At 71.5% G+C, this 26,629-nt stretch carries 20 protein-coding genes; 15 read left to right on the top strand and 5 right to left on the bottom strand.

The genetic code is table 11. The annotated features are described in order from the left end of the window. The first annotated feature begins 128 nt into the window (after positions 1–128). The 8 genes from D3218_RS12200 (at position 129) to D3218_RS12165 (ending at position 12,424) form a co-directional block, all read left to right on the top strand. Positions 129–1,640, top strand: coding sequence for a glutamine synthetase family protein (locus tag D3218_RS12200; RefSeq protein WP_425359306.1), 1,512 nt, complete (start codon positions 129–131; stop codon positions 1,638–1,640). Further along, positions 1,633–2,925 carry an NAD(P)/FAD-dependent oxidoreductase gene (locus tag D3218_RS12195; RefSeq protein ID WP_119540367.1) on the top strand — a complete coding sequence of 431 codons (1,293 nt, stop codon included), beginning with the start codon at positions 1,633–1,635 and terminating at the stop codon, positions 2,923–2,925. The genes D3218_RS12200 and D3218_RS12195 overlap by 8 nt, the downstream gene beginning before the upstream one ends. 64 nt (positions 2,926–2,989) lie before the next feature. Then, complete coding sequence (locus D3218_RS19745) at positions 2,990–3,598, top strand: biliverdin-producing heme oxygenase (RefSeq protein ID WP_168990500.1); 609 nt, start codon at positions 2,990–2,992, stop codon at positions 3,596–3,598. Further along, complete coding sequence (locus tag D3218_RS12185) at positions 3,595–6,186, top strand: HWE histidine kinase domain-containing protein (protein ID WP_119540365.1); 2,592 nt, start codon at positions 3,595–3,597, stop codon at positions 6,184–6,186. Before D3218_RS19745 ends, D3218_RS12185 begins: the two co-directional genes overlap by 4 nt. A gap of 127 nt (positions 6,187–6,313) precedes the next feature. Further along, complete coding sequence (gene zwf / locus D3218_RS12180; protein ID WP_119540364.1) at positions 6,314–7,792, top strand: glucose-6-phosphate dehydrogenase; 1,479 nt, start codon at positions 6,314–6,316, stop codon at positions 7,790–7,792. 7 nt (positions 7,793–7,799) lie between these two features. Further along, positions 7,800–8,501: a 6-phosphogluconolactonase gene (gene pgl / locus D3218_RS12175; protein WP_119540363.1), complete on the top strand. Its 702-nt coding sequence runs from the start codon at positions 7,800–7,802 to the stop codon at positions 8,499–8,501. 42 nt (positions 8,502–8,543) lie between these two features. Continuing rightward, complete coding sequence (gene edd / locus D3218_RS12170; RefSeq protein ID WP_119540362.1) at positions 8,544–10,358, top strand: phosphogluconate dehydratase; 1,815 nt, start codon at positions 8,544–8,546, stop codon at positions 10,356–10,358. 110 nt (positions 10,359–10,468) lie between these two features. After that, complete coding sequence (locus tag D3218_RS12165; RefSeq protein WP_168990499.1) at positions 10,469–12,424, top strand: polysaccharide biosynthesis protein; 1,956 nt, start codon at positions 10,469–10,471, stop codon at positions 12,422–12,424. A 22-nt stretch (positions 12,425–12,446) separates the two neighbouring features. Here the strand turns inward: D3218_RS12165 and D3218_RS12160 are convergent, their stop codons facing one another. After that, on the bottom strand, positions 12,447–14,552 hold the full coding sequence (locus D3218_RS12160; RefSeq protein WP_119540360.1) for a GumC family protein: 2,106 nt from the start codon (positions 14,550–14,552) through the stop codon (positions 12,447–12,449). Positions 14,553–14,649: 97 nt separating this feature from the next. Continuing rightward, positions 14,650–15,759 (bottom strand): endo-1,4-beta-xylanase, encoded by a 1,110-nt coding sequence (locus tag D3218_RS12155; RefSeq protein WP_119540359.1) that lies wholly within the window; start codon positions 15,757–15,759, stop codon positions 14,650–14,652. A 74-nt stretch (positions 15,760–15,833) separates the two neighbouring features. Between D3218_RS12155 and D3218_RS12150 the strand changes: the two genes are divergently transcribed. Beyond that, positions 15,834–17,078, top strand: coding sequence for a lipopolysaccharide biosynthesis protein (locus D3218_RS12150; protein ID WP_245415030.1), 1,245 nt, complete (start codon positions 15,834–15,836; stop codon positions 17,076–17,078). Positions 17,079–17,085: 7 nt separating this feature from the next. Here D3218_RS12150 and D3218_RS12145 read toward each other — a convergent pair whose 3' ends face one another. From D3218_RS12145 to D3218_RS12135, 3 genes are read right to left on the bottom strand one after another with little or no spacing between them, the layout of a single operon-like run. Then, complete coding sequence (locus D3218_RS12145) at positions 17,086–17,958, bottom strand: DUF6492 family protein (RefSeq protein ID WP_119540357.1); 873 nt, start codon at positions 17,956–17,958, stop codon at positions 17,086–17,088. 5 nt (positions 17,959–17,963) lie between these two features. Continuing rightward, positions 17,964–18,770 (bottom strand): WecB/TagA/CpsF family glycosyltransferase, encoded by an 807-nt coding sequence (locus D3218_RS12140; RefSeq protein WP_119540356.1) that lies wholly within the window; start codon positions 18,768–18,770, stop codon positions 17,964–17,966. Then, a complete protein-coding gene (locus D3218_RS12135; protein WP_119540355.1) occupies positions 18,767–19,975 on the bottom strand; it encodes a glycosyltransferase in 1,209 nt (402 codons plus the stop codon). The genes D3218_RS12140 and D3218_RS12135 overlap by 4 nt, the downstream gene beginning before the upstream one ends. Before the next feature lie 129 nt (positions 19,976–20,104). Here D3218_RS12135 and D3218_RS12130 point away from each other — a divergent pair, with 129 nt between their 5' ends. From D3218_RS12130 to D3218_RS12105, 6 genes are all read left to right on the top strand, one after another. Continuing rightward, a complete protein-coding gene (locus D3218_RS12130) occupies positions 20,105–21,088 on the top strand; it encodes a glycosyltransferase family 2 protein (RefSeq protein ID WP_119540354.1) in 984 nt (327 codons plus the stop codon). 154 nt (positions 21,089–21,242) lie between these two features. Then, positions 21,243–22,502 carry an Hsp70 family protein gene (locus tag D3218_RS12125; protein ID WP_119540353.1) on the top strand — a complete coding sequence of 420 codons (1,260 nt, stop codon included), beginning with the start codon at positions 21,243–21,245 and terminating at the stop codon, positions 22,500–22,502. Between the two features lie 74 nt (positions 22,503–22,576). Further along, positions 22,577–23,005 carry a GlcG/HbpS family heme-binding protein gene (locus D3218_RS12120; protein ID WP_119540352.1) on the top strand — a complete coding sequence of 143 codons (429 nt, stop codon included), beginning with the start codon at positions 22,577–22,579 and terminating at the stop codon, positions 23,003–23,005. A 75-nt stretch (positions 23,006–23,080) separates the two neighbouring features. Beyond that, positions 23,081–23,686, top strand: a complete 606-nt coding sequence (locus D3218_RS12115) for an ANTAR domain-containing response regulator (RefSeq protein WP_119540351.1) — start codon at positions 23,081–23,083, stop codon at positions 23,684–23,686. Further along, positions 23,683–24,894: a CmpA/NrtA family ABC transporter substrate-binding protein gene (locus tag D3218_RS12110; RefSeq protein ID WP_119540350.1), complete on the top strand. Its 1,212-nt coding sequence runs from the start codon at positions 23,683–23,685 to the stop codon at positions 24,892–24,894. Before D3218_RS12115 ends, D3218_RS12110 begins: the two co-directional genes overlap by 4 nt. 395 nt (positions 24,895–25,289) lie before the next feature. Continuing rightward, the gene (locus D3218_RS12105; protein WP_119540349.1) at positions 25,290–26,600 is read left to right on the top strand and encodes a CmpA/NrtA family ABC transporter substrate-binding protein; all 1,311 of its coding nucleotides are present in this window, start codon (positions 25,290–25,292) and stop codon (positions 26,598–26,600) included. The last annotated feature ends 29 nt before the right edge of the window (positions 26,601–26,629 follow it).

Below are 26,629 nucleotides of genomic sequence, written 5' to 3'. Positions count from 1 at the left end.
GGAGGCTCCGGCGCGCGCGGCGGAGCCTTCCCGCCCGATGGCCGAGCGGCTATGCTCGGCCAACCGTCCCTTGCGCGCAGGACCGCATGCACGACCGCACCAGACCGCCCAAATCCGACGCCGGCGCCTTGTCCAAGATCAAGCGCGACAAGCCCAAGCGGCGCGGAGCCGCCGACGGAGCGGCGATCGGCAAGGCGGCGCGCGCGGTGGGCGAGCGGCCGCGCCTCGCCCCGGCGGCCCCCGCCTCCGCCTCCGAGCGAGCCCTGTTCCTGGATTCCCGGCGCGGCGTGCGCTCCATGGCGGAAGCCGCCGAATGGCTGCGCGTGCGCGGCATCGAGGACATCGAGTGCATCACGCCCGACCTGGCGGGCGTGGCGCGCGGCAAGATGATGCCGGCCAAGAAGTTCACCGGCAACACCTCGCTCGCCCTCCCCTCGGCCCTGTTCATGCACACGATCTCGGGCGAATACCCGGAGGAGACCGGCGCCTTCCGCTACTCGCCCAACGACGGCGACCTGAAGCTCGTGCCGGACCTTTCCACGCTGTCGGCCGTGCCCTGGGAGAGCGATCCCACGGCGCAGGTGATCTGCGATCTGGTGGACACGGCGGGCGAGGCGGTCGGCTACACGCCGCGCAACGTGCTCAAGCGCGTCATGAAGCTCTACGAGGATCGGGGCTGGCGCCCCGTGGTGGCGCCCGAGATCGAGTTCTATCTCGTCTCCCGCAACGTCGACCCGGACTATCCGCTGACGCCGCCGATCGGGCGCTCGGGTCGGCAGATCCAGGGCGGCCAGGCCTATTCGATCGGCGGCATCAACGAGTTCGACGAGCTGATCGACGACATCTACCACTTCTCCGACGGCCAGGGCCTGGAGATCGACACGCTGATCCACGAGGACGGCGCGGCCCAGCTCGAGATCAACCTGCGCCACGGCGACCCGGTGGAACTGGCCGACCAGGTCTTCATGTTCAAGCGCACGATCCGCGAGGCGGCGCTCAAGCACGACATCTACGCCACGTTCATGGCCAAGCCGATCCAGGGCCAGCCGGGCTCGGCCATGCACATCCACCAGTCGGTGACGGACCGGGAGACCGGCCGCAACGTCTTCTCGAACGCCGACGGTTCGCCCTCGCCGCTGTTCCACCACTTCATCGGCGGCATGCAGCGCTTCGTGCCGGCGGCGCTGGTGATGATGGCGCCCTACGTGAACTCCTATCGCCGGCTGACCTACGGCATGTCGGCGCCGACCAACAACGCCTGGGGCTTCGACAACCGCACCACGGCCTTCCGCGTGCCGGCCTCCGACGCGGCCGCGCGGCGCGTCGAGAACCGCCTGCCCTCCTCCGACGCCAATCCCTATCTGGCGCTCGCCGCCTCGCTCGCCTGCGGCTGGCTCGGCATGGTCAACGCGGTGGAGCCGGACCAGCCGACGGACCGCACCGTCAACGAGGACGGCGTCATCTCGCTGCCGCGCGGCCTCCTCGAGGCGGTGGCCGCGTTCGAGGCCGAGGAGGCGTTCCAGGAGGTCCTGTCCAAGGAGTTCGTGGGCACCTATGCCGGCATCAAGCGCGGCGAGCACGAGACCTTCATGCAGGTCATCAGCCCGTGGGAGCGCGAGTTCCTGCTCCTGAATGTCTGAGCCGCACCAGTCCCCGATCTCGCCGGGACGCTCCTGGTACGAGGATACCTGCGGCGAGCGGCCGCGCTACCCTGCCCTCGACGGCTCGACCCGCGCCGACGTCCTGATCGTCGGCGGAGGCTTCACCGGCCTGTCGGCCGCGCTGCATCTCGCGCGCGCCGGCGTCGACGTGGTGCTCTGCGAGGCCGCCTGGCTCGGCGACGGGGCCTCCGGGCGCAACGGCGGCCAGTTCGGTACCGGCCAGCGCCTGTGGCCAGAGGAGATGGAGGACCGCTACGGGCTCGATCGCGCCCGCCGCCTCTTCGCCATGGCCGAGGACGCCAAGGCGGGCCTGCGCGAGACCATGCTGCGCGAGGGGATCGAGGCCGACTTCCGGCCCGGCCAGATCTCGCTCGCCCACAAGCCGCGCTACGTCGACGAGTTCCGCCGGCATGCCGATGCCATGGCCGAGCGGTTCGGCTATCTGAACCTGCGCTTCATGGACCGGGCGGAGACCGCCGAGCGCCTCGGCTCGCCGGTCTACCACGCGGGCCTGCGCGACGCGGGCACGGGCCATCTCCATCCGATGAAGCTTGTGATCGGCCTCGGGCGCGCGGCGCGGCGGGCGGGCGCGCGCCTCTTCGAGGACACTCCGATCGAGGCACTGACGCGCGGGCCGGGCGGGCTCTGGCAGGCGAGGACGGCGCGCGGCACCGTGTCGGCGGCGCGCGTGCTCCTCGCCACCAACGCCCATGGCGGGCGGCTCGAGCCGGCGAGCGCCGCCCATGTGATGCCGATCCGCTCGTTCATCGCCGCCACGGAGCCGCTGGCCGAGCCGGCCCGCGTCCTGCCGGGCGAGGAGGCGGCCGACGATTCCCGCTTCGTGGTGCGCTACTTCCGCAAGAGCGCCGACGGGCGGCTGCTGTTCGGCGGGCGCGAGGCCTACACCTCGGCTTCGGGCGATGTCGCCGGCCAGATCGGCCGCCAGGTCGCCTCCATCTGGCCGCACCTCGCGGACGTTCGCTTCACCCATGCCTGGGGCGGCTCGGTCGCCGTGACCATGCCGCGCATGCCCTATGTCGCGCAGCCCGAGCCCGGCCTCGACGTGATCGCCGGCTTCTCCGGCCACGGCGTGATGATGACGCACTGGACCGGCCGGCTCTACGCCGAAGGCGTCACCGGGTCGGGCGAGACGCTGGACGATCTGCGCGGGCTCGAGGTGCCCGCCTTTCCCGGCGGCACGTGGCTGCGCGCGCCGCTCCTGTTCCTCGCCATGACCTGGTACGCCTTGCGTGATCGGCTTTGATGGACGAAAAGGGCCCGAGGCGCGTCGCGCCTCCCTTCCCCCGATCCGTTTCGAAGTTCCGCCCGTGAGCGCATCCCCCTCCCCCCGCCGGCCCGCCCCTTCGCTGCGAGACCGCCTGCGGGCGGATACGCGCGAGGCGCACGAGGCGCTGGACGCGTCGTTCGAGGGCATGTTCGGCGACGCGACGGGCCAACTCTACCGCCGCTTCATCGCCATGAACCTGGCGGCCCACGAGGCGATCGAGCCGGTGCTGGCAGCGAGCCCGCTCGGACCGGCGGAGGCCGGCGAAGCCTCGGCCGACCGGCTCGATGCCGCCCGGCGCGACGCGCGCGCGCTGGGCATCGAGGCCCCCGCGGCGCCGGACTTCCCCCTGCCGAGCCCCGATCTCTTCGAGGCCTTCGGCATCGCCTATGTGCTGGAAGGTTCGCGGCTCGGCGCTAAATATATGTCGCGTGCCATCAAACGTGATGAGCGCGGCGACGACGCACGCTGGCCGACCGACTATCTGGACGTGTCGGGCGACGTGCGGCCCTTCACCCGGCTGCTCGAGCGCATGGCGGCCGAGCCGACGGGCGAGGCGGACGTGCGTCGGGCGGTGCAGGCGGCGGACGTGACGTTCCGCTTCTTCCGCGCGATGAGCGGAGACGATCAGAAGAGGACCACCCGCGCTTGACGATCCAGTCCCAGCCGTTCGGCGACGTCGACATCACCAACTGCGAGCGCGAGCCGATCCAGTTCCTGGGGCGCATCCAGAATTTCGGCTACCTCCTGGCGGTGTCCACCGACTGGCTGATCGAACGCGTGTCGACCAATATCGGCGACGTGGTGGGCCGCGAGCCGGCGAGCCTCCTGGGCGAACCGGTCCTGTCGATCGTCTCGGAGGGCGCGCTCCACTCCATCCGGGGCCGGCTGCAGATCCTGTCGGGCGATGGCGGCAGCGAGCGGATCGTCGGGCTGGACCTGTTCGGCACCGGCATGCGCTTCGACGTGGCGATCCACGTCTCGGCCGGCTCCATCGTCATCGAGGCCGAGCCGCAGGCCGAGCGTGCCTCCACCAACCCGGGCGCGCTGGTCAAGAGCATGATCAACCGCGTCCAGAAGACGCAAGGGCTGGAGGGGCTCTACAAGGAGAGCGTGCGCCAGTTGCGCGGCATCACCGGCTTCGACCGCGTGATGCTCTACCGCTTCGCCGAGAGCGGTGCCGGCGCGGTGATCGCGGAAGCCTCGCGGTCGGGCATCGGCTCGTTCCTCGGCCTGAACTACCCAGCCACCGACATCCCGCCCCAGGCGCGCCTGCTCTACGTGCGCAATCAGGTGCGCCTGATCGCCGACGTCGGCTCCGAGACCGTGCCGGTGATCCCCGAGCTCGACCCGCACGGCAAGCCGATCGACCTGTCGCTGTCGGTGCTGCGTTCCGTCTCGCCGATCCATATCGAGTACCTGACCAACATGGGCGTGGCGGCCTCCATGTCGGTGTCGATCGTGATCGACGGCCAGCTCTGGGGCCTGTTCGCCCTCCACAACTACGCGCCGCGCCACCTGGCGATGGACGTGCGCGCGGCGGCCGAACTGTTCGGCCAGATGGTGTCGCTGATCATCGAGGGACGCCTGGCGAAGGAGCAGCGCCAGCTCGAGGAAGCCGGGCGCATCCTGCACGACCGCTTCGTCTCGCGCATCGTCGCCGCCTCCTCCACCTTGGACACGATCGGCGAGTTCGCCGACGACCTTCGCGAGATCATTCCCGCCGACGGGTTCGCGGTCTTCGTCCGGGGCGAGGCGCAGTGCTACGGCCATTGCCCGTCCGGCGAGGAGATCGCCAGCCTCGCGCGGTTCCTGAACCGGGCGGGCTCCGGCCGGATCTACGCGACCGACGAGATCTCCGCCAACCATCCGCCCGGCGTCGACTACATCGACCGGGCGGCCGGGGTCCTCGCCATCCCGATCTCGCGCTCCCCGCGCGACTACCTCCTGTTCTTCCGTCGCGAGATCATCCAGACCGTCACCTGGGCCGGCGATCCTAAGACCAAGGAGCGCACGATCGGGCCGAACGGCGTTCGCCTGACCCCGCGCAAGAGCTTCGACGCCTGGAAGGAGACGGTCCACGGCCGCAGCCACCCCTGGACCTTGAGCGAGACCAAGGCGGCCGAGGGCCTGCGCGTCTCGATCCTGGAAGTGCTTCTGCGGTTCAACGAGGAATCGCAGCGGCAGCAGTCGCTCGCCACCCAGCGCCAGGAACTCCTGATCGCCGAGCTGAACCACCGCGTGCGCAACATCCTCAGCCTGATCCGCGCGCTGGTGGTGCAGAGCAAGCCGGGCGCCGCGACGGTGGACGACTTCGCGGGGATCATCGGCGGCCGCATTCAGGCGCTGGCCCGCGCGCACGACCAGATCACCAGCGCCGACGCCGGCGCGGTGACGCTGCACGACATCGTGCGCACGGAGGTCTCGGCCTATATCGGCGACAAGGCGGGCCGGGTGTCGCTGACGGGCCCCGACATCTTCGTCGAGGCGATGACCTTCTCCACGCTGGCGCTCGTCTTCCACGAACTCGTGACCAACTCGGCCAAGTACGGCGCCCTGTCCGATTCGTCGGGCAGCGTCGACGTGCGCTGGCGGATCGACGAGAACGACGCCTGCCGCATCGACTGGATCGAAAGCGGCGGACCGCCGGTGGCCGCCCCCCGGCGGCGCGGCTTCGGCTCCACCATCATCGAGCGCTCGATCCCGCACGACCTGTCGGGCGAGGCGCGCATCGACTATCACCTGGCGGGCGTGCGCGCCCACTTCACCCTGCCCGGCAACGTCTTCCACCTGGAAGGCAAGCGCGCTCCCGCACCGGCGGTGGAGGCGCGGCCCGACGCGTCGGCCCTCGCGGCGCCGGCAGCGGCGCTCGCCGGGCTGCGCGGTCTGGTGGTCGAGGACAACCTCATCATCTCGCTGGATGCCGAGCAGATGCTGATCGACCACGGCATGGTCGAGGTCTTCACGGCGGCCAGCGTCGGCGAGGCGCGCAAGGTGATCGACGCGCAGGCGATCGACGTGGCGCTGCTCGACGTCAATCTCGGCTCCGAGACCTCGTTCCCCCTGGTGCGCGACCTCAACGCCCGGCACATCCCCTTCGTGTTCGTCACGGGCTATGGCGAGAACATCGAGCTGCCCGTCGAGGCGGGCGAGGCCGACGCGGTCAAGAAGCCCTTCGTCAGCGACCTTCTGGTGAGCGCGATCGCGCGGGCGGCGGCGCGCCGAACCGCGGCGCGATGAGCCGGACATGGGTTCGGGCCTCGGCCCGGCCCGATCGCCCTTCCCATTTTCAATCGATTGAATTATCCACGGTCCGATGACCGGGCCGGGCTTCGCCCGGCTTCCTGCTGAACGGAGATGGTACCGCGTGTCCAGTCAGATCATTCCCGTCGAATGCTTCGACTACATCGTCTTCGGCGGCAACGGGGACCTTGCTGAGCGCAAGCTGCTTCCCGCGCTGTTCCACCGCGACCTCGACGGCCAGATCCCGCCCGGCGCGCGCATCATCGGCGCCTCGCGCACGCCCTTCTCCGACGAGCAGTACCGCGCCTTCGGCCGCGAGGCGCTGACCGCCTTCGTCGCCGAGAGCCATCGCTCGGAGGAGGCCGTCGATCGGTTCCTGTCGCGCCTGCACTACCGGCAGGTGGACGCGCGGAGCGAGACCGGCTGGCCCGAGCTCAAGAGCCTCCTGGACGAGGCGGGACAGGACCGCATCCGCGCGTTCTACCTCGCCGTGAGCCCCAGCCTGTTCGGCGACCTCGCCTCCAGCGTGAAGCGCCACGGGCTGGCGCACGAGAAGACGCGCATCGTGGTCGAGAAGCCGGTCGGGCGCGACCTCGCCTCCGCCCGCGCGCTGAACGCGCTGATCGGCGAGCACTTCGAGGAGAGCCAGGTCTTCCGCATCGACCACTATCTCGGCAAGGAGACGGTGCAGAACCTGATGGCGCTGCGCTTCGCCAACATGCTCTACGAGCCGCTCTGGAACTCGGCCTTCGTGGATCACGTCCAGATCACGGTGGCCGAGAGCGTCGGGCTGGAAGGGCGCGCAGGCTACTACGACAAGGCCGGCGCGCTGCGCGACATGGTGCAGAACCACATCCTCCAGCTCGTCTGCCTCGTGGCGCTGGAGCCGCCGGCGGCCATGGATGCCGACGCGCTGCGCGACGAGAAGCTGAAGATCCTGCGCTCTTTGAAGCGCATCGACGAGAGCAATATCGAGCACCTCACCGTGCGCGGCCAGTACAAGGCGGGCGCCTCCAACGGCGGCGCGGTGAAGGGCTATCTCGAGGACCTCGGCGAGCCGACCAGCGACACAGAGACCTTCGTCGCCATCAAGGCCGAGATCAACAACTGGCGCTGGGCGGGCGTGCCCTTCTACATCCGCACGGGCAAGCGCCTGTCGGAGCGCATGAGCGAGATCGTCGTCACCTTCCGCCCCATCCCGCATTCGATCTTCGACGACGCCGCCGGACACGTCCAGCAGAACCAGCTCGTGATGCGCCTGCAGCCCGACGAGGGCGTGAAGCAGTGGCTGATGATCAAGGATCCCGGCCCCGGCGGCATGCGCCTGCGCCACGTCCCCTTGGACATGAGCTTCGCCGAGAGCTTCCACGTGCGCAACCCGGACGCCTACGAGCGTCTCCTGATGGACGTGATCCGCGGCAACCAGACGCTGTTCATGCGCCGCGACGAGGTCGAGGCCGCGTGGGAATGGGTGGACCCGATCCTCAAGGCCTGGGAAGGTCGCACCGTGCGCCCGCAGGGCTACACGTCCGGCACCTGGGGCCCCTCCTCCTCCATCGCGCTGATCGAGCGCGACGGGCGGACCTGGCACGAACCCGATTGAGGCGAGGATGACGATCCGCGAGCATCCCTATCCGACCCGCGAGGCGCTGGCAGAGGCGCTGGCGACGGGCGTCGCCGCCGTGCTATGCGGGGGCATCGCGACGCGCGGCGAGGCAGTGCTGGCCGTCTCGGGCGGCTCGACGCCCCGCCTGTTCTTCCGCACCCTGTCCGGCGCCGACATCGACTGGGCGCGCGTCACCGTGTGCCTGGTGGACGAGCGCTGGGTCCCTGAGACCAGCGAGCGCTCCAACACGCGCCTGGTGCGCGAGAACCTTCTCGTCGGCCGCGCCGCGGCCGCCCGGCTCGAGCCCCTGTTCGAGGCGGGCCCCACGGCGCACGAGGCGGAAGGCGAGGTGTCGCGCCGCCTGTCGGCCCTGCCCCGGCCGTTCGACGCGGTGATCCTCGGGATGGGCAACGACGGCCACACCGCCTCGTTCTTTCCCGGCGGCGACCGGCTGGCCGAGGCGATCGACCCGGACGCCGGCCATCGGGTCCTCGCGATCGAGGCTCCCGGCGCCGGCGAGCCGCGCATCACCCTGGCCCTGCCGTTCCTTCTGGAAGCGCGCTTTCTGGCGCTCCATATCGAAGGGCAAGACAAGCGCGACACGCTGACCAAGGCGCTGGAGGACGGCCCGACCGAGGCCATGCCCGTGCGCTCCGTGCTGCGTGGCCGCCGCGAGGAGCCGCTGCAAGTCTTCTGGGCGCCCTGAGGCGCCCGCTACACCCGCCCTACGACCCGAAGGGGTGACGCCATGGCCGCCGACCGCCGCATCGAAGAGATCACAGCCCGGATCCGCGAACGCTCCGCCGCGACGCGCGAGCCCTATCTCGACCGCATCCGTCAGAAGGCGGGCGAGACGCCCAAGCGCTCCGCCCTCAACTGCGGCAATCTCGCCCACGGCTTCGCCGCCTGCGGCCCGGTCGACAAGGAGCGCCTCACCGGCGACCGGACGCTGAACCTCGGCATCATCACGTCCTACAACGACATGCTGTCGGCCCATCAGCCGTTCGAGACCTATCCCGAGATCATCCGCCAGACGGCGCGCGAGGCGGGCGCCACGGCCCAGGTGGCCGGCGGCGTGCCGGCCATGTGCGACGGCGTCACCCAAGGGCAGGTCGGCATGGAGCTGTCCCTGTTCTCGCGCGACGTGATCGCCATGTCGGCCGCCGTCGGCCTCAGCCACGACATGTACGACGCGGCCGTGTATCTGGGCGTCTGCGACAAGATCGTGCCCGGCCTCGTGATCGCGGCGCTCTCCTTCGGCCACCTGCCGGCGATCTTCGTGCCGGCCGGGCCGATGACCACGGGCCTGCCCAACGACGAGAAGGCGCGCATCCGCCAGCTCTACGCGGAAGGCAAGGTCGGGCGCGACGCGCTGCTCGAAGCCGAGTCCAAGAGCTATCACGGGCCGGGCACCTGCACCTTCTACGGCACGGCGAACTCCAACCAGATGCTGATGGAGATCATGGGCCTGCACACGCCCGGCTCCTCCTTCGTGAACCCCAACACGCCGCTCCGCGACGCGCTGACCCGCGAGGCGACGCGCCGGGCGCTGTCGATCACGGCGCTCGGCAACGAATACACGCCGGCGGGCCTCGTGGTCGACGAGCGCGCCGTGGTCAACGGGGTCGTGGGCCTCCACGCCACGGGCGGCTCCACCAACCACACGCTGCACCTCGTGGCGATGGCGGCGGCGGCCGGCATCCGGCTGACCTGGGCCGACATTTCCGAGCTGTCGGAGGTCACCCCGCTTCTGGCGCGCGTCTACCCCAACGGCCTCGCCGACGTGAACCACTTCCAGGCGGCGGGCGGCATGGGCTTCCTGATCCGCGAGCTCTTGTCGCGCGGGCTCCTGCACGACGACGTGCGCACCGCCTGGGGCACGGGCCTCGGCGCCTACACGGTGGAGGCCCGGCTCGGGGCCGACGGCCAGGTCCTGCGCGTTCCCGCCCCAGAGACCAGCGGCGACCCCAAGGTCCTAACCACCGCCGACCAGCCGTTCTCCTCCAACGGCGGCCTGCGCGTCCTGAACGGCAATGTCGGCAAGGCGGTGATCAAGGTCTCGGCGGTGAAGCCGGAGAAGCGCGTCGTGGAGGCGCCCGCCCGCGTGTTCCACGACCAGGACGCCCTCCAGCGCGCCTTCAAGGCCGGCGAGCTGACGGGCGACTTCGTCGCCGTGGTGCGCTTCCAGGGGCCGAAGTCCAACGGCATGCCCGAGCTCCACAAGCTCACCCCCTCGCTCGGCGTCCTGCAGGACCGGGGCCAGAAGGTGGCCCTGGTCACCGACGGGCGCATGTCGGGCGCCTCGGGCAAGGTGCCCGCCGCGATCCACGTGACGCCGGAGGCCCTCGACGGGGGGCCGATCGGCAAGATCCGCGACGGCGACCTGATCCGCCTGGACGGCGAAACCGGCACGCTGGAGGTGCTGGTGGACCCGGCCGAGTTCGCCCGCCGCCCCAATGCGGAGGCCGACCTGTCGGCCAACGAGACGGGGCTCGGGCGCGAGCTCTTCGCCGTGTTCCGCCGCGCCGTCGGCACCGCCGACACCGGCGCCAGCGTGTTCTGACGGGGCGGAGGCCCGGCCTCCCCGCGTGACATTTCGCGCCGTTCGGTTAGAGGTGCCCCCAACGGGGCCGCCCTCGGCGGCTCCGCCACGCCCCTGCCGCGGAATTGCCGATGCTGTCTCGCCTTCCCTCCCGCCTGCCCCGCGGCTCGTTCCGCTCGCTCGGCGTCGTCCACGACGTCGTGGTGGCAGCGGTGGCCATCTCGCTGGCGCTCGGCCTCGCCTTCGGCTTCCGCATCACCTTCAACAACTGGCAGATCTGGTCGCTGATCGTCGCCTTCACGGCGCTTTCGGCGGCGATGTTCCCCCTGTTCTCGCTCAACAGCGGCGCTTGGCGCTACGCCTCGCTGCTCGACGTCCTGTCGATCGTGAAGGCCGTGACGGCGATCAACGTCGTGTTCCTGGCCGGACACTTCATCCTGTTCCGCGGCATCTACCTGCCCCGGTCTTCTCTGGTCATGACGTGGTTCATCATGATCGTCGGCCTCGGCGGACCGCGGCTGGCCTACCGGCTCTGGAAGGAGCGCGGGCTGTCGGCCCGCTTCTTCGACACGAGCGGGATCCGCGTGCCGGTCGAGAACGTCGTGATCTACGGCTTCACCGACAATGCCGACCTCTTCATTCGTGACGCGCGCCGCTCCCACCACGGCGTGCACATCCTCGGCCTTGTGGACGACAAGGCCAAGAACCAGGGACGCCAGCTCCACGGGGTGAAGGTGCTGGGCGCCCTCGCCGACCTGCCCGAGATCGCGCGGCGGGCCGAGCTCGGGGCGACGCCCATCAACCAGCTCATCGTGGCCAAGGCCCAGGTGCCGCCTGCCGAACTGTCGGCCGTGGTCGAGGTCGCCGCGCCGCTCAAGATCGCCGTGAAGCGCCTGCCCGACATCTCGCGCGCCGGCGACCTCGGCGAAACGCCGATCGAGGTCCTGCCCGTGTCGCTGGAGGACCTTCTCGGACGGCGCGAGATCCGGCTCGACATCGAAGAGGTGGCGCGGCTGATCCGGAGCCGCTGCATCGCGGTGACGGGCGCGGGCGGCTCCATCGGCTCCGAGCTGGTGCAGCAGATCGCGTCCTTCGGACCGAAGCGGCTCGTGCTGATCGACGCGGGCGAATTCAACCTCTACACGGTCGGCCGCCGCATGGCCGACAACCACCCGGACGTGGAGACGGTGGAACGCGTGGCCGACGTGCGCCAGCGCGAGCGGATCATGGCGCTCTTCGCCGAATGGCGGCCGGAGGTGATCTTCCACGCGGCGGCGCTGAAGCACGTGCCGATCGTGGAGGAGAACCCGCTCGAGGGCATCGAGACCAACCTCCTGGGCTCGCGCAACGTGGCGGACGCCGCGCTCGCGTGCGGCGCGCTCGCCTTCGTCATGGTGTCGACCGACAAGGCGGTGAACCCGACCAACGTGATGGGAGCAACCAAGCGCGCCGCCGAGGCCTATTGCCAGGCGCTGGACCTCGGCCAGGCCGGCACGCGCTTCATGACCGTGCGCTTCGGCAACGTCATGGGCTCCGCCGGCTCGGTGATCCCGCTGTTCCAGGGCCAACTCGCGCGCGGCGGTCCGCTGACGGTCACCGATCCCGACATCACCCGCTTCTTCATGACGATCCCGGAAGCCTCGCGGCTGATCCTGCACGCCGCCGGCCACGGCATCGCCGACCGCGCGGCGGAGGGGCAGATCTTCGTGCTCGACATGGGCGAGCCGATCCGCATCACCGAGCTCGCCGAGCGGCTGATCCAGCTCGCCGGACTGCGGCCCCACACCGATATCCGCATCGAATACACCGGGCTGCGCAAGGGCGAGAAGCTCTACGAGGAACTCTTCGGCGACGGCGAGACGCGCGAGGACACCGGGCTTCCCGGCCTTCTGATCGCACGTTCGCGCGTGTCCGACGTCGCGTTCCTGCGCGCCCGCTTCGAGGCGATCGCCGCGGCGCTGGCAGCGGGCGACGCCGCGCGCGCGATCGCGCTCCTGGCGGAAGTCGTGCCCGAGTTCGGACGCCTGCGCCTGTCCAACGCGGCCGCGATCAGCCCGTCCCTGTCCGCCCCGCAGCCCGGGGCCTGACGCTCCGCGCGGGGGCCGCCTGTCAGGACGGGGTCGGGACGCCCTCGCCGCGACGGTTGCGCGCGGCCGCCAGGCGCAGGCTGATACGCTCGCGCCGTTCCTCCGCCGACACGCCGTCCTCGTCCCGGGAGACGAGTTCGGGCGGCGTCGACGCGCGGCCGACGCGGCGCGCGCCGAGCTCGCGGATGCGCTGGCGCAGCGCCTCGCGGCGGGCCTCGATCTCCGTGACGCCGTCCGAGGTCGCGGCGGGCGGCGCCGCTTCTTCCATGCGCTCGGCGTTGCCGGCCCCGTCCGCGAGCGCGTGGTCCGTCGCCTCGGCCGTGGGACGGCTCGCCGCCTCGCCGTCATCGACCGACGCGTCTGCTGCCTCGGGGGCGGCCACCGTCTCGTTCGGCGCGGCAACGTCCTCGGGCATCGCACGGGCGGGCTGCGGCACCCGCTCGGCCGCGTTCCCGGCCGGCTGGCCGGTCTCCACGGGGTCGAACGATCCGCCGCGCAGCGACCAGTCGCCCTCGCCCGTGCGCAGAACCGGCGCCGGCGCCGGCGCGACGACGGCAGGCTCGGGCCCAGGTTCGGGCACGGCGTATGCGGCGGGCGCCGGCGGCGCGGCCGTGGCGGGAGCGAACCGCGCTTCGCCGGCCATGCGTCCGGCGGCGACCCGGGCGGGGCTCGCGGTTCCGCGCAGCGCCCGCACCACGGCCACCAGGAGCGCGAGGGCGATGCCGAGGCCGATGCCGCCCACGAAGCCGAGCGCCACCACCAGCTTGCGCGAGAGGCTCGACGGGTGGAACGGCACCGTGGCGTCGGAGATCACGCGCACGTTGGTGGTGTTCAGGCTTTCCTGCTCGCTGGTCTGGCGCGCGCGCAGGAGATAGGCCTCGTAGACCGCGCGCGAGGCGTCGACCTCGCGCTCCAGCTCGCGCAGACGGACGAAGGCGCCGCTCGTCTCGATCTGGCGCGAACGCAGCGTGTCGATCTGGCCGGTCAGGTCGCGCTCGGTCGCCTGCGCCCGCGCCAGCTCGGTCTGGGCCGATGCGACGATGCGCGACAGTTCCGTCTCGATCGCGCGCCGGGCAGTCGCCACGGCCTGATCGGCGGCGATGCGCTGCGGATGCCTCGGCCCGAGGCGCGAGGCGAGGATCGCCTGGTTCTGGGCGGCCTCCGAATAGACCTGGCGCAGGCGCAGGAGCGCCTCGGAGTTCAGCCCTTCGGGAAACGAACCGGCGGCGATGGTCTCGACGCTGGCCTCGCGCAGCGAGCGGGCGCGCACGTTGAGCGCGGTGATCTGCGAGCGCACGTCGGCGAGCTGGTTGTTCACGCGGGTGATGTAGTCGTCGTCGATCAGCCGTCCGCCGACGCCCACCAGCCGGTTCTGCGCCTTGTAGGCTTCGGCCGCGTCCTCCGCCTCGACCACGCGCGCGCGCAGCTCGGCGAGGCGCGAGGACAGCGCGGTGGTGGCGCGCCGGGCGAGGTCGGACTGCGCCCGGCCCTGCTCGGCGATGAAGGTCTGGGTGGTCAGGTTGGCGAGATGGGCGGCCTTCTGCGGGTCCTCGCTGGTGACCGACACGTTGATCACGAAGCTGTTGGCGTTGCGCACGGCCGAGATGTGGCGCCACAGGTTGGTGACGGTGCGCAGCTCGCGCGTGTCGGCGGCGGCCACCGGATCGTCCGAGAGAAGCGCGGCGAGGGTCGCCGACAGGCCGCCGAGCCAGCTCTGCCGCAGTCCGTTGAATTCGGTGTCGGCGGTGAGGTCCGCCTCGCGCACGACGCGCAGGAGCACGCTGTTGGACGTCATCACCGCGATCTGGCTCTCCACCAGCGCGAGAGCGGCGTCGGTGTTGAGGCCGTTCGCCGTCGGCGTCAGCTCGTTCTGGACGAGATTGAGCTCGCGCGGATCCAGCACGATCTGCGCGGTGGCCGTGTACTGCTTGGGCTGCGACAGGGCGAACGCCCCCGCCGCGATCGCGCCCGCGACGCCCAGGAACAGGATCGCGCGCCGCGCCCTCCACACGGCACCGGCGAGATAGGCCGGGTCGAGGAAGCTCTGCTGGCGGCGCTCGGCTTCCTGCGCGGGAACCGGGTCCCAGCGGGAAGCGGGGCGGGATGCGGCATCCTCGGCATAGAACATGGACGGGCCCTGGGCAGGAATAGCGCGGGTTGCGGCCCCTACCTTTCGCCCGTCATGGCAAAGAATTGGTTAAGACGATGGAGCGGGGCGGTCGAGATCAGCCCCGTGCCAGCCTTCGGCGCAGCTCGGCGTACCAGGGTTTGGGCCGCAACTCCCGGTCGAACGGCAGCGGGCGGCAGGGCTGGCCGTCGCCGCGCGGCATCACGTCCTCGACCCAGTTGTAGCGGTCGGTCAGGCCCCAGGTGATGACGGTCTGCGGGCGCTGGCCGCCCAGAAGGCCGTCCAGGAAATCGCCCACCACCTTGCCGGCCGCCGCGTCGATCTCCTCAGGCCCCCCCGGAACCTGGAAGTCGATGACGTCGAGTTCGGTCGCCAGGAGCGCGACGCCGACCGCCTTGAGGTCGGCGCCGAAGCGCGCGAGCGCCTCCACGTCGATCGCCTGGTGGGCGTAGAGATGGCCCTGGATCCCCACCGCGTCGATGCGGATGCCGGCCCCCTGGAGCTGGCGGACGATCGACAGGACGATGGCGCGGCGCCGGTCGAAGCGGGGGCCGCGGAATTCGAGGTCGTAGTCGTTGAGCACCAGCCGCGCTCCGGGATCGGCGCGGGCGGCCGCCGCGAAGGCGATCGGGATGTGGCGCGGTCCCAGCCGGCGCAGCCAGAACGTGTCGCGCAAGGGGCCGCAGTTCTCGTCCGGATCGTGGGCGATCACCTCGTTCACGACGTCCCAGCTCGCCAGCCGCCCCTTGCAGTGGTCGGCCACGCGCTCGATGTGCTCCACCAGGGCGCGCTCCAGGTCGACCGGGTCGGCGATCGCCTCCAGCCACGGCGGGTTGGTGGACCACCAGACGAAGGTGGTGCCGCGCGCGCTCTGGCCGTTGGCCCCGGCGAAGTCGAGCAGCCGGTCCGCGCGGTCGAAGTCGAACCGGCCGCGCTCGGGCTGGACCAGGGCGAACTTCAGCTCGTTCATCGGCATCACGAAGTCGCATTCGCGCCGGAACAGGTCGCGGTAGCCGGTGTCCTCGAAATACTCGGCCTGGATCGCCGCGCCGAAGGGAATGCCATTCGCCGCGGCCCGCGCCGGGCCGGGCGCGCCGGCGGCCAGCGCGGCGCCGCCCGCAAGAAACGAACGACGCGTTAAGATCGGGCCGCTATGAAGGGCCACGGCCGGCACGGCGCGACCAGCGTCGGACTGCTGCCTCGTCATCCGCCCACGCCCTCCCAAGGTTCCTCATGCGACGCCCCGGATTCCTGACAGGAAGTCTTGAAGCAAAGCTGAAGATGGGTCGCGACTACGCCAAGCTGCTGGGCGGCTCGGGCGGCCGTCTCGTCCTGTCGCTCGCCTATTTCACCGCCATCGCCAACGTCCTCACCGTGTCGGACTTCGGCCTCTTCGCCACCGCCTCGGCCACCGGCATCGTCCTGTCGCGCATCGCGGGCCTCGGCTTCGTCTCGCCGCTCTATCGCGCGGCGACGCGCAAGCCCCATCTCGTGGGCATCTACACGGCCGGCCTCCTGGCCGCCTTCGCCCTGTCGCTGCCGCTGGTCGCGCTCGGCGGCGCGCTGTTCTTCCTCGGCGTCTTCGCCGGCGACATGGGCGCCGCGCCCTTCGCCGCCATCGTCGCGGCCGAGGTGGTCTGCTGGCGGGCGCTGGAGGTCGTGTGCATCGTCAACAATGGCATGAACCGCTTCGGGCGCGCCTCGGTCCTGGTGGTGGCGGGAACGGGCGCCAAGGCGCTGGCCGCGCTCCTGTTCGCCGCCACGGCGGGGCGCGAGGGCGGCCTCGCTGCCTGGAGCCTGTTCTACCTCGCGGCCAACGGCACGGCGGCGCTCGGCGGCATCGCCCTCCTGTATCCCCGCCAGCGCCTGCGCTGGCGCCCCGCGCTCTACCGCCGCCGGGCGGCCGACAGCTTCGCGGTGGCGGGGGCGGAGGTGCTCTTCTATCTCCAGTCCGAGCTCGACAAGCTGCTCGTCCTGTCGCTCGGCGGGCCGCACGTCGCCGGTCTCTACGCCATGCTGATGCGCCTCGTGGACCTGACCGCCCTGCCCGTGCGCTCCTTCAACATGATGGCGGTGCAGGCGCTGATGCGCCGGCCGGACCGGCTGGATTCCTGGCGCGTGCGCTGGGGCGTCGAGGCGGGGATCGCGCTGGTCTCGGCCGGCGGGCTCGCCGCGCTCGGCCTCGTGCTGCATGTCCGCCCGACGCTGCTCGGCGCCAACGTGGCCGACGCCGCGCCGCTGGTGCTGATGGCGCTCCTGGTGCCGGCCTTCCGCAACCTCGTGGAGTACGAGGGTGAGCTCCTCTACGCGCGCGGCCGCACGGGCGTGCGCGCCACGGTCCTCGCCTTCCTGACGGTGATGAAGGGCGGGCTCCTGACGCTGGTGCTGCAGGGCGGCGAGGCGGCGGGGGACACGGCCTGGGTGCTCGGGCTCAACGGCGTGTTCGCCGCCCTCTGGCTGGCCTCGGCGATGTCGACCTACATGGCGCTCGACATGCGCCGCGCCCCGGTCGCCCGTCCCGCCTGAGGCGCGCTCAGAGCCCGGCGGCGCGCCGGATCAGGGCGGGGTCGGTGCCGGTGAAGGACTGGAGGCCGATCGCCACCTGGTGCGGCTCCAGCGCCGCCAGGAATGCGTCGAGCCCCGCCGCGTCGAGCGGGGGCCCGTCCCAGTAGACCGCGCAGCGCTGCCGCGCTTCCGGCAGGTGGCGCTCGGGATGGCCCTCCACCTCGTCCACGAAACGGCCGTAGACGGTGCATTCCGACAGCGCGCGCGAGGCGCACAGCGCGGCCATGGCCGGGCGCCGGGCCAACGAAGCGATCCGCGCCAGGAGGTCGCGGACCGTGTCGCGCCGCCAGGCGATCAGCGTGCCGATATAGGCGGCTTCGGTGGGCGGCGTCGGCGGCGCGCCGACGAGCCGCCCGGCCCGGCGGGCCCAGGTCCCGTGCTCGGCCTGCAGATGGTCCAGCACCCGCGTCATCCCGTCCGGGACGCGGTAGAAGGCGACGCGACCGTCCTGTTCCATCGTGCGCGCGTCGAACGGCTTCACGAACACGACGTCCGAATCCAGCGAGATCATCGCCTCCTCGTCCATCCGCGCCGCCATCGCGAAGCGGCGGAGCTGCTGGACGTGCCAGCCGTGGAACGGAAGGCCGAAGGGCGACAGCCACAGACGGGCCCCCGCCCTCACCGGATGGTTCACCGGACGCAGCCACCAGGGCAGGAGGTCGCGCTCCGACACGATCCGGCGCTTCGCCCCCGCCAGGGGCCGGAACATCTCGAGGTCCCTCGCCTCCACCAGGATGTAGTGGACCTCGTGGCCGGTGACGAAGCGGTCGATGCTGTCGCACAGGAGGCGGCACCGCTCCAGATCGCCGCGATAGCTGGAGGTCACGAGCGCGAAGCGCATGGGCGCTACTTGCGGATGCGCTGGCGCGCGATGCGCGCCAGGAAGGCCGGGTTGCCCGCCAGATAGCGCTTGGCCAGGCGTCGCGGCTCCATCAGGAGGCGCCAGACCCACTCGATGCGCAGGCGCCGCACCCAGGCCGGCGCGCGAGCCACCTTTCCGGCCGTGAAGTCGAGCAGCGCCCCGACGCCGAAGGCGACCGGCGCCTCTCGCGCGCCCACATGGAGGGCGAGGAACTGTTCCTGGCGCGGCACGCCGATGCCGACCAGGAGCACGTCGAGCCGCGCGAGGCGGATCCAGTGCAGGAGCTGCTCCGTCTCCTGACCTTCGGAGAAGAAGCCGTGCGAGATGGCCAGGAAGCGATGGCGCGGAAAGCGTTCGCCGAACCGCGCGGCGGCGCGGTCCACGACGCCGGGAACGCCGCCCACCAGGCCGACGCGCAGCTCGAAGCGCGTTTCGGCGAAGAAGCGGGGCAGGAAGTCGGTGCCGTTGAGGTTCTCCGGGAAGGGCTCGCCGAACAGCATGCGCGAGCCGACGTCGACGCCGATGCCGTCCGGGAGGCAGAGCATGTCGGCCATCACCGCGCCGTAGGCCGGATCGCTCACCGAGACGTTGACGCAGTGCGCGTTGACGAAGGCGACGTGCAGCGGCTTGCGCTCGGCGAGCGCCGCGTCGATGCGCGCGACCGCGTCGGCGCCGGTGATCACGGCGACGTCGAGGCCGCCGAGCCGGCGCACCGTCAGCGCGACACCGGCTCGGCGACGAGCCTTGGCGGGCGTATCGGTCGAGGGAAGGGCGGGTGCGGGATCGGTCACGACGCAAGAGCCTCCAGCACGGGGACGGGCACGGCGTTCGGCCCGCCGACGGCGAGCGCGAGGCCGGCGCGCACCCCTCGTTCCAGGTCCGCGCGCTGGCGCTCGGCGAAGGGCCGGCCGTCCAGGCGCAGCGTCTCGCCGCCCCGCTCGCGCCGCACGAGGTCGACGAGAGCTTGCGCGAAGCCGCGCGGGTCGTCGGCGACGCGCAGGTTGGCGGGAAGCGCGGCGCCGATGCCGCGCAAGGCGGAGGGGGTCGCCACGGCCGGCATCCCCTCCTCCAGGGTTTCGATGGTCTTGAGCTGGACGCCGGTGCCGCCGCGCGTCGCCAGCGCCACCACGCGCCCCGCGCGCACGAAGCCTTGAGCGTCCGGCACGCGGCCCAGGAACGAGACCTGGGCGGGCGCGGCCGGGGGCGCGCCGTCCAGGCGGCCGGCGATGCCGATCCGGATATCGGACGGAAGCAGGGGCGCGACGGATTCGAGGAACCAGTCGAGCCCGAGCCGGTTGGGCGCCCAGCTCCAGGTCCCGATCATCACCACGTCGAAGCGCCGCTCGCCGTCGTCCGCGGGCGCGGTGCCCCGGCCGATCGCAAGACTGAGCGGAAGCGAGCGCGGATCGCCGCCTAGGCCGAGGCGCTCGGCATCGGCAAGCGCCAGGCTGTGGACGACGCGTGCCTGCGCGCACAGCCGCGTCTCGGCGGTCCGAAGCAGGCGCGCCTCGCGACGATAGAGGAGGCGCGACACGATGCCGCGTGCGCTCTCGCCCATCTCGGCCGCCGAGAGATGCTCGACATTGTGCGCGACGAAGATGAAGGGCGCGAGGGATGCGAGCCCCGGAAAGGCGATCGGAAGCTGCGCCGCCGAAAGCACCACGGCATCGAACGGCCCGGCGCGGCAGAGGCGCTCCAGAAGCGCGGGCTCGGGCATCGCCCGGAGCTTGGCCGCCCCGATCGGCAGGCCGGACCGCAGCGCCTCGGCGACCCATCCGGCCTTGCGCAAGGCGCCCGCGCCCGCGTTCTCGATCGCCAGTTCGCCGAAATCCACGTGCGGCTCGGGGGGAGGTGCGACGCCGGGGCGCCGGAAGCCTGCCACCGTCACCCGCGCGCCGGCCGCCCGATAGGCATCCGCGATCGCCCTGTTGGCGATCTCGAAGCCCGTCGTCGGCTCCGGCTCCGGCAGGAGAGACGTGGTGAAGAGGATATGCATCGGCGGTCCGGTTCCGTCCTGTTCGGAAGGCAGCCTGCACCACCGGCCGTTGCGATTTCGTCAAAGTCCCGCTTTTTCCGTGCGTCACGTTCGCGGGATATTCAGCACTGGGCGGTTATCGTCGCTCCCATGATCGAACAGCGCCCCGCCTCCCCTTCCGTCACCATCGAGGCCCGCTCGTCCCACCCGGCGGACGGCTTCGACCGCGTGGCCATCGTTCCGACCTTCCGCCGGCCGGAGGGCCTCCTGCGCACGCTCGCCTCCCTGGCGGCGCAGGAGACGTCGCGGCCGCTCGCCGTGATCGTGATGGAGAACGACGCGGCGGGGCGCGAGGGCCTGTCGGCGGCGCGCGCCCTGTTCGAGACGGGCGCGCTGGCGGGTCTCGTGCTCGTCGCGCACGATCGGGGCAACTGCTCGGCCTACAATGCCGGCGTCCGGACGGCGCTGCGCGAGTTCCCGGCCATGCGCCATTGCCTGGTGATCGATGACGACGAGGCGGCCGCGCCGGACTGGGCCGAGCGCATGGCGGGCACGCTGGAACGGCTGGAGGTCGACGTCGTCGGCGGGCCGCAGGTTCCCGTGTTCGAGGGCGGGGCGCCGGCCGCGCTCGCCCGGCATCCGGTGTTCCGCCCGCCCTTCCGCCGGACCGGCCGGGTTCCGATGCTCTACTCGTCGGGCAACCTGTGCGCGAGCCGCGCGCTTCTGGAACGCATGGGAGATCCGCTGTTCGACACGGCCTTCAACTTCACCGGCGGGGGGGACTCGGACTTCTTCTCGCGGGCGGCGCTTCGGGGCGCGCGCTTCGGCTGGTGCGCCGAGGCGCCGGTCAGCGAGAGCGTGCCGGCGCGTCGCACGCAGTGGTCCTGGATCCATGCGCGCGCGCTGCGCAATGGCGCGCTGTCGAGCGCGATCCAGCGTCGGCGCCAGGGCCGCTGGCGCTCGGGGCTGAAGACCGCGGCGCTGCTCGCGGCCGCCCCGCCCCGTGCCGTGCTGCAGGCCGTGCTCCAGCGATCCGTGCTGATCGGCCTCTATCCGATCCAGGTCGCCCTCGGCCGCCTCCAGGGCGAGTTCGGCCGGATCGGCGAGCAGTATCGCGAGCCGGAAGCCAACTGACCGGCGGCGCGAGGGTGAGGGTATGGGGAATGGGGCGCGGCGCCCCTTTCCTCGCGCGGATCGATGGGCTAGAGGGACCGCCCCGCCCCCTCCTTCCGTCCCGACGCCCCGCCCAAGCGGTGGCGGCGACGCCGTTCCTCCCGCGAGCCTTTCCATGCCCCGCAGCTACGCCGGCCTCGATTTCGGCACCACCAACTCCACGCTCGCGCTCTGCGCGCCGGGCGGTGCGCCGCGGCTCCTGGCCGTGGAGGCGGAGCACCTGACGATCCCGTCCGCGCTGTTCTTCTCGCTCGAGGACGGGCAGACCTATTTCGGCCGGCGCGCCGTGTTCGAGTATGTGGACGGTGCCGAGGGGCGCTTCATGCGCGCGCTGAAGAGCATCCTCGGCTCATCGCTGATGCGGGAGACGACGCAGGTCGGGCGCCAGCGCATGAGCTTCGAGGCGCTGATCGGGCGCTTCCTCGCCCACCTTCGCGAAACCCTGGAACGCGAGACCGACGAGCCGGTGGACCGGATCGTGCTCGGCCGCCCCGTGCGCTTCGTGGACGAAAGCGAGGCCGCCGACAGGGAAGCGGCCGAGCAGTTGGCCTCGGCGGCGCGGGCGCAGGGCTTCCGGCACGTGGAGTTCCAGTTCGAGCCGGTGGCCGCCGCGCTCTACTTCGAGAGCGGCATGAACGCCGAGCAAGTCGCGCTGGTGGTCGACATCGGCGGCGGCACGTCGGACTTCTCCATCCTCCGGCTCGGCCCCGACCGCGCCCGGTTGCCCGACCGGAGCGGCGACATCCTCGGCACCACGGGCGTCCATGTCGGCGGCACCGACTTCGACCGCCTCCTCAACATCGCCCGCATGCAGCCGCTGCTCGGCCTCGGCTCGGCCACGGCCGACGGCAAGCGCTCCATGCCGGTCTGGTACTTCAACGACCTGGCGACCTGGCACCGGATCAACACCCTCTACACGCCCAAGGTGCTGGCCGACATCCGCGCGCTGGGCAAGGAGGCCGCCGAGCCCGAGAAGCTGAAGCGCATGGAGCACGTCCTGTCCCACCGCTCCGGCCACCGGCTGGCCGGCGCGGTGGAGAAGGCCAAGATCGCGCTGACGCGAGAGGACGCCGCCGCGATCGTGCTGCGCGAGCCGGGCCTCGCCCTGGAGGCGCCGGTGACGCGGGGCGAGTTCGAGGCGGCCACGGCCGAACTGGTGGAGCGCATCGGCGGCGCGATCGAGGCGGCGCTGCGGCTGGCCGGTCTCGAGGCCGAAGCGGTGCAGACCGTGATCCTCACCGGTGGCGGCGCGCAGGTCCCGGCCGTCGCGCAGGCCGCGACGGCCCGTTTCCCCGGCGCCCGCGTCGCGCTGTCCGACGCGTTCGGCTCGGTCGGCCTCGGGCTCGGGCTGGACGCCGCGCGCCGCTTCGCCTGAGGCGCTCGCCCGTCGGTTTGCTAAGGGTCGGGCCGGCGCGCTAGGGAGGGGCCCCGAACCGGAGGAACATGCCCATGACCGCCCTTTCGCTCGAAACCGCCCGCCGCATCGTCGCGGCCGCCCGCGCCAAGGCCCGCGAGCTCGGCCTGAAGCCGCTGACCGTCGCGGTGCTCGACGCGGGCGGCGACCTCCTGGTGCTGGAGCGCGAGGACGGAGGCTCGCCGATGCGCCCGGCCGTGGCCATCGGCAAGGCCAACGGCGCCGTGCAGATGGGCGTCGGCTCGCGCGCGCTCTGGAAGCGGGCGGAGGAGCAGCCCTACTTCATCAACGCCATGAACACGCTGGCCGGCGGCTCGCTGGTGCCGGTGCCCGGCGGCGTGCTGATCCGCGACGGCGGCCGCGTGGTCGGGGCCGTGGGCATCACCGGCGATACGTCGGACAACGACGAGGCGGCGGCCGTCGCCGGCATCGCGGCCGTGGGCCTCGCCGCCGACGGCGGCTGATCGCCCCCTTCGCACCGCAACAAGGGCGGTGCCCGACATATTGCGCCGCCCTCGCTCCTTTGCCACTCTGCGCCCATGGAACCCCGTCCCGCCCTTGCCGTCCTGATCGTCGACGAGAACCGGGCGCGGGCCGCGATCATCGAGGAGGGCCTGCGCGAGGCCGGGCACGCGCGCGTCCACGTCGTGGCCGACGCGCTGGGGCTGGTGCGCGAGATCGAGGCCTTCCGGCCAGATGTCGTGGTGGTGGATCTCGAGAATCCCAACCGCGACCGGCTGGAGGCCTTCTTCCAGGTCTCGCGCTCGGTGCGCCGGCCGATCGCCATGTTCGTGGACCGGTCGGACGCCGATTCGATGGAGGCGGCGATCGCCGCGGGGGTTTCGGCCTACGTCGTGGACGGATTGAAGAAGGAGCGGGTCCGGTCGATCCTCGACACCGCCGTGCTGCGCTTCGAAGCCTATTCGCGGCTGGAGCGCGAGTTGCAGGAAGCGCGTTCGGAGCTTGCCGACCGCAAGGTGGTGGAGCGCGCCAAGGGTCTGCTGATGCGGATGCGGGGCCTTTCGGAAGAGGAGGCCTACCGGCTGATGCGCCAGACCGCCATGAACGAGAAGAAGAAGCTCGTGGACATCGCCCGATCGCTGGTCACCGCCGCAAGTCTCCTGGGCGGGGAGACGCCGCCATGAGCGCGCGGGGCGCGGCGGACGCACGGGTGGTCCGGGCCGGCTTCATCCCGCTTCTGGACGCCGCGGTGCTGATCGCGGCCGCCGCACTCGGGCTCGACCGGCGCGAGGGCATCCGCCTGGAGCTGACGCGAGACGTCTCCTGGTCCAACATCCGCGATCGCCTCGCCTTCCGCCAGTTCGACGTGGCGCACATGCTGGGGCCGATGGCGGTGGCGGGCGAGCTCGGCCTCGGCTCCAACCCGCACCCGGTGATCGCGCCCTTCGCGCTGGCCGAGGGCGGCAACGCCATCACGCTCTCGGTGGAACTGGTGGCGCGCATGCGCGAGGCGATGGGCGACGCGCCCTATCCCGACACCGCCGCCGCGCACGCCACGGCGCTGGCACGCGAGGTGGCGCGGCGGCGCGCTGCGAACGAGCCGCCGCCGGTGTTCGGCGTGACCTACCCGTTCTCCTCGCACAACTACGAATTCCGGCTCTGGATGGCACAGGCCGGCATCGATCCCGACCGCGACGTCACGCTCACGGTGGTGCCGCCGCCGATGACCGCCGACGCGCTGCGCGCGCGCCTGATCGACGGGTTCTGCGTCAACGCGCCGTGGAACGTCCTGGCGGTGGAGGAGGGCATCGGACGCATCGTGGCGGTGAAGCTCGACGTCTGGCCCGGCTCGCCCGAGAAGGTCCTCGGCCTGCGCCCTGACTGGTGGCGCGAGAACCGCGACACCGCCGAGCGGCTCCTGGCCGTGCTGGACGCGGGCGCCCGCTGGTGCGCCGCGCCCGAAAACCGGCGCGAGCTCGCCGCGATCCTGGCCGAGCCCGCCCATGTCGGCGGGCAGGCCGGCCTGTTCGAGCCGATCCTGAACGGCGACCTCCTGGTGGACCCGGACGGCACGCGCCGCGCGATCCCGACCTATCTCGACTTTCGACCGGACGGCGCCAACCTGCCGCGCCGCTCGCAGGCACTCTGGATCTACGCGCAGATGGTGCGTTGGGGCCAGACGCCGTTCGACGCGGACGCGGCGGAGCGCGCCGCCGAGGCGTTCCGCCCCGACGTATATCGCGCCGCCCTGCCGGGGCGCGCCGACGCGCTGCCCGACGCCCGGATCGAGCGGGCGCCGCCCGGCGGCGGACCCGACTTCGATCCCGAACGGATCGAGGCCTATCTCTCCGCCGCCCCGATGGGTGGCGGCGGTTCGCCCGCAGGGGACTGAGCGGCGGGTCGAGCGGCACCGCCGCTTCGTGCGGGTCGACCCGGCACGTTGCGCTGCGGCGAGCCGATGCCCGATATTTGCGCGTCGCGATCACGGATTAATCTCCGGCTCCGGGCAGCGCGAAGCCTCGGCCGCCCGCCACTTTGGAACGGTTCTGCCGAAGTTTTGAGCATGCCGCTCTGATAAACATTTGTGCTTTGCAAAACGCCCGTTCTGCGATTGGATAGATCAACGGCCCGTCAAGGACGACTGGGCCCCGAGCTTCCCACAAGCCTCGACGACATCGACGTCGCGTCGCCCCTGCCCTCCGCGCCGGCCGCCAGGCCCGACGTGGACGCATCGGCCTCGCGGCGTCGTCTTCGTTTGGCCCGCATCCACCCCATCCGAGGACCGCCATGACCGTTTTCGACGTCCCCGCCCTGAACCGTCGCCGCTTCCTGGCCGGCACGGCCGCGTCCGCCGGCACCGCCGCGCTGTTCTCGGCGATCGGCGCGAGCTTTCCCGGCGGCGCCTTCGCGCAAGGGGCGGGACCGGAGACGACCAAGGCCGTCCTCGGCTTCATCGCCCTGACCGACGCCGCGCCGCTCTTCGTCGCCAAGGAGAAGGGCCTCTTCGACAAGTACGGCATGACCGACGTCGAGGTCACCAAGCAGTCGTCCTGGGGCACGACGCGCGACAACATCGTGCTCGGCTCGGCGGGCTCGGGCATCGACGGCGGCCATATCCTGACGCCCATGCCCTACCTGATCTCGTCGGGCGCGATGACGCAGAACAACCAGCCGACGCCGATGTACATCCTGGCGCGCCTCAACCTCGGCGGCCAGTGCATCTCGGTCGGCTCCGAATATGCCGACCTCAAGCTTTCGCTCGACACCGCGCCCTTCAAGACGGCGCTGGCGGCCAAGAAGGCGAGCGGCAAGGAGGTGAAGGCCGCCATGACCTTCCCCGGCGGCACGCACGACCTCTGGATCCGCTACTGGCTGGCCGCCGGCGGCATCCACCCCAACCAGGACATCTCGACCATCGTCGTGCCGCCCGCCCAGATGGTGGCCAACATGAAGGTCGGCACGATGGACTGCTTCTGCGTCTGCGAGCCCTGGAACGAGCAACTCAAGAACCAGGAGATCGGCTACACGGCGATCACCACCAGCGAGCTCTGGATGAACCACCCGGAAAAGGCTTTCGCGCTGCGCGCCGACTATGTCGACGCCAATCCGCGCGCCGCCAAGGCGCTGCTGATGGCGGTGCAGGAGGCCCAGATGTGGTGCGAGGACACGGCCAACAAGGAGGAGATGGCCGAGATCTGCGCCAAGCGCCAGTGGATCAACGCCCCCTTCAAGGACGTCGTGGACCGCATGAAGGGCCGCTTCGACTACGGCAACGGCAAGGTGGTCGAAAACTCCCCCTTCCAAATGCGCTACTGGGCCGACAACGCCTCCTATCCCTACAAGAGCCACGACCTGTGGTTCCTGACCGAGGACCAGCGCTGGGGCTACCTGCCGATGGACCTCGACCGGACCGCGCTGGTCGACAAGGTCAACCGCGAGGACCTATGGCGCGAGGCCGCCAAGGATCTCGGCGTGGCGGCGGCCGACATCCCCGCCTCCACCTCGCGCGGCATCGAGACCTTCTTCGACGGCAAGACCTTCGATCCCGCCAATCCCGACGCCTATCTCGAAAGCCAGTCGATCAAGACCGTGAGCTGACGCGAACGGGGCCGGCACGCGCCGGCCCC

This window comes from Aureimonas flava, from assembly GCF_003583935.1.
Lineage (GTDB): Bacteria > Pseudomonadota > Alphaproteobacteria > Rhizobiales > Rhizobiaceae > Aureimonas > Aureimonas flava.
The sequence above is the reverse complement of the archived record's forward strand: the minus strand, read 5'-3'. Positions and strand labels throughout refer to the sequence as shown.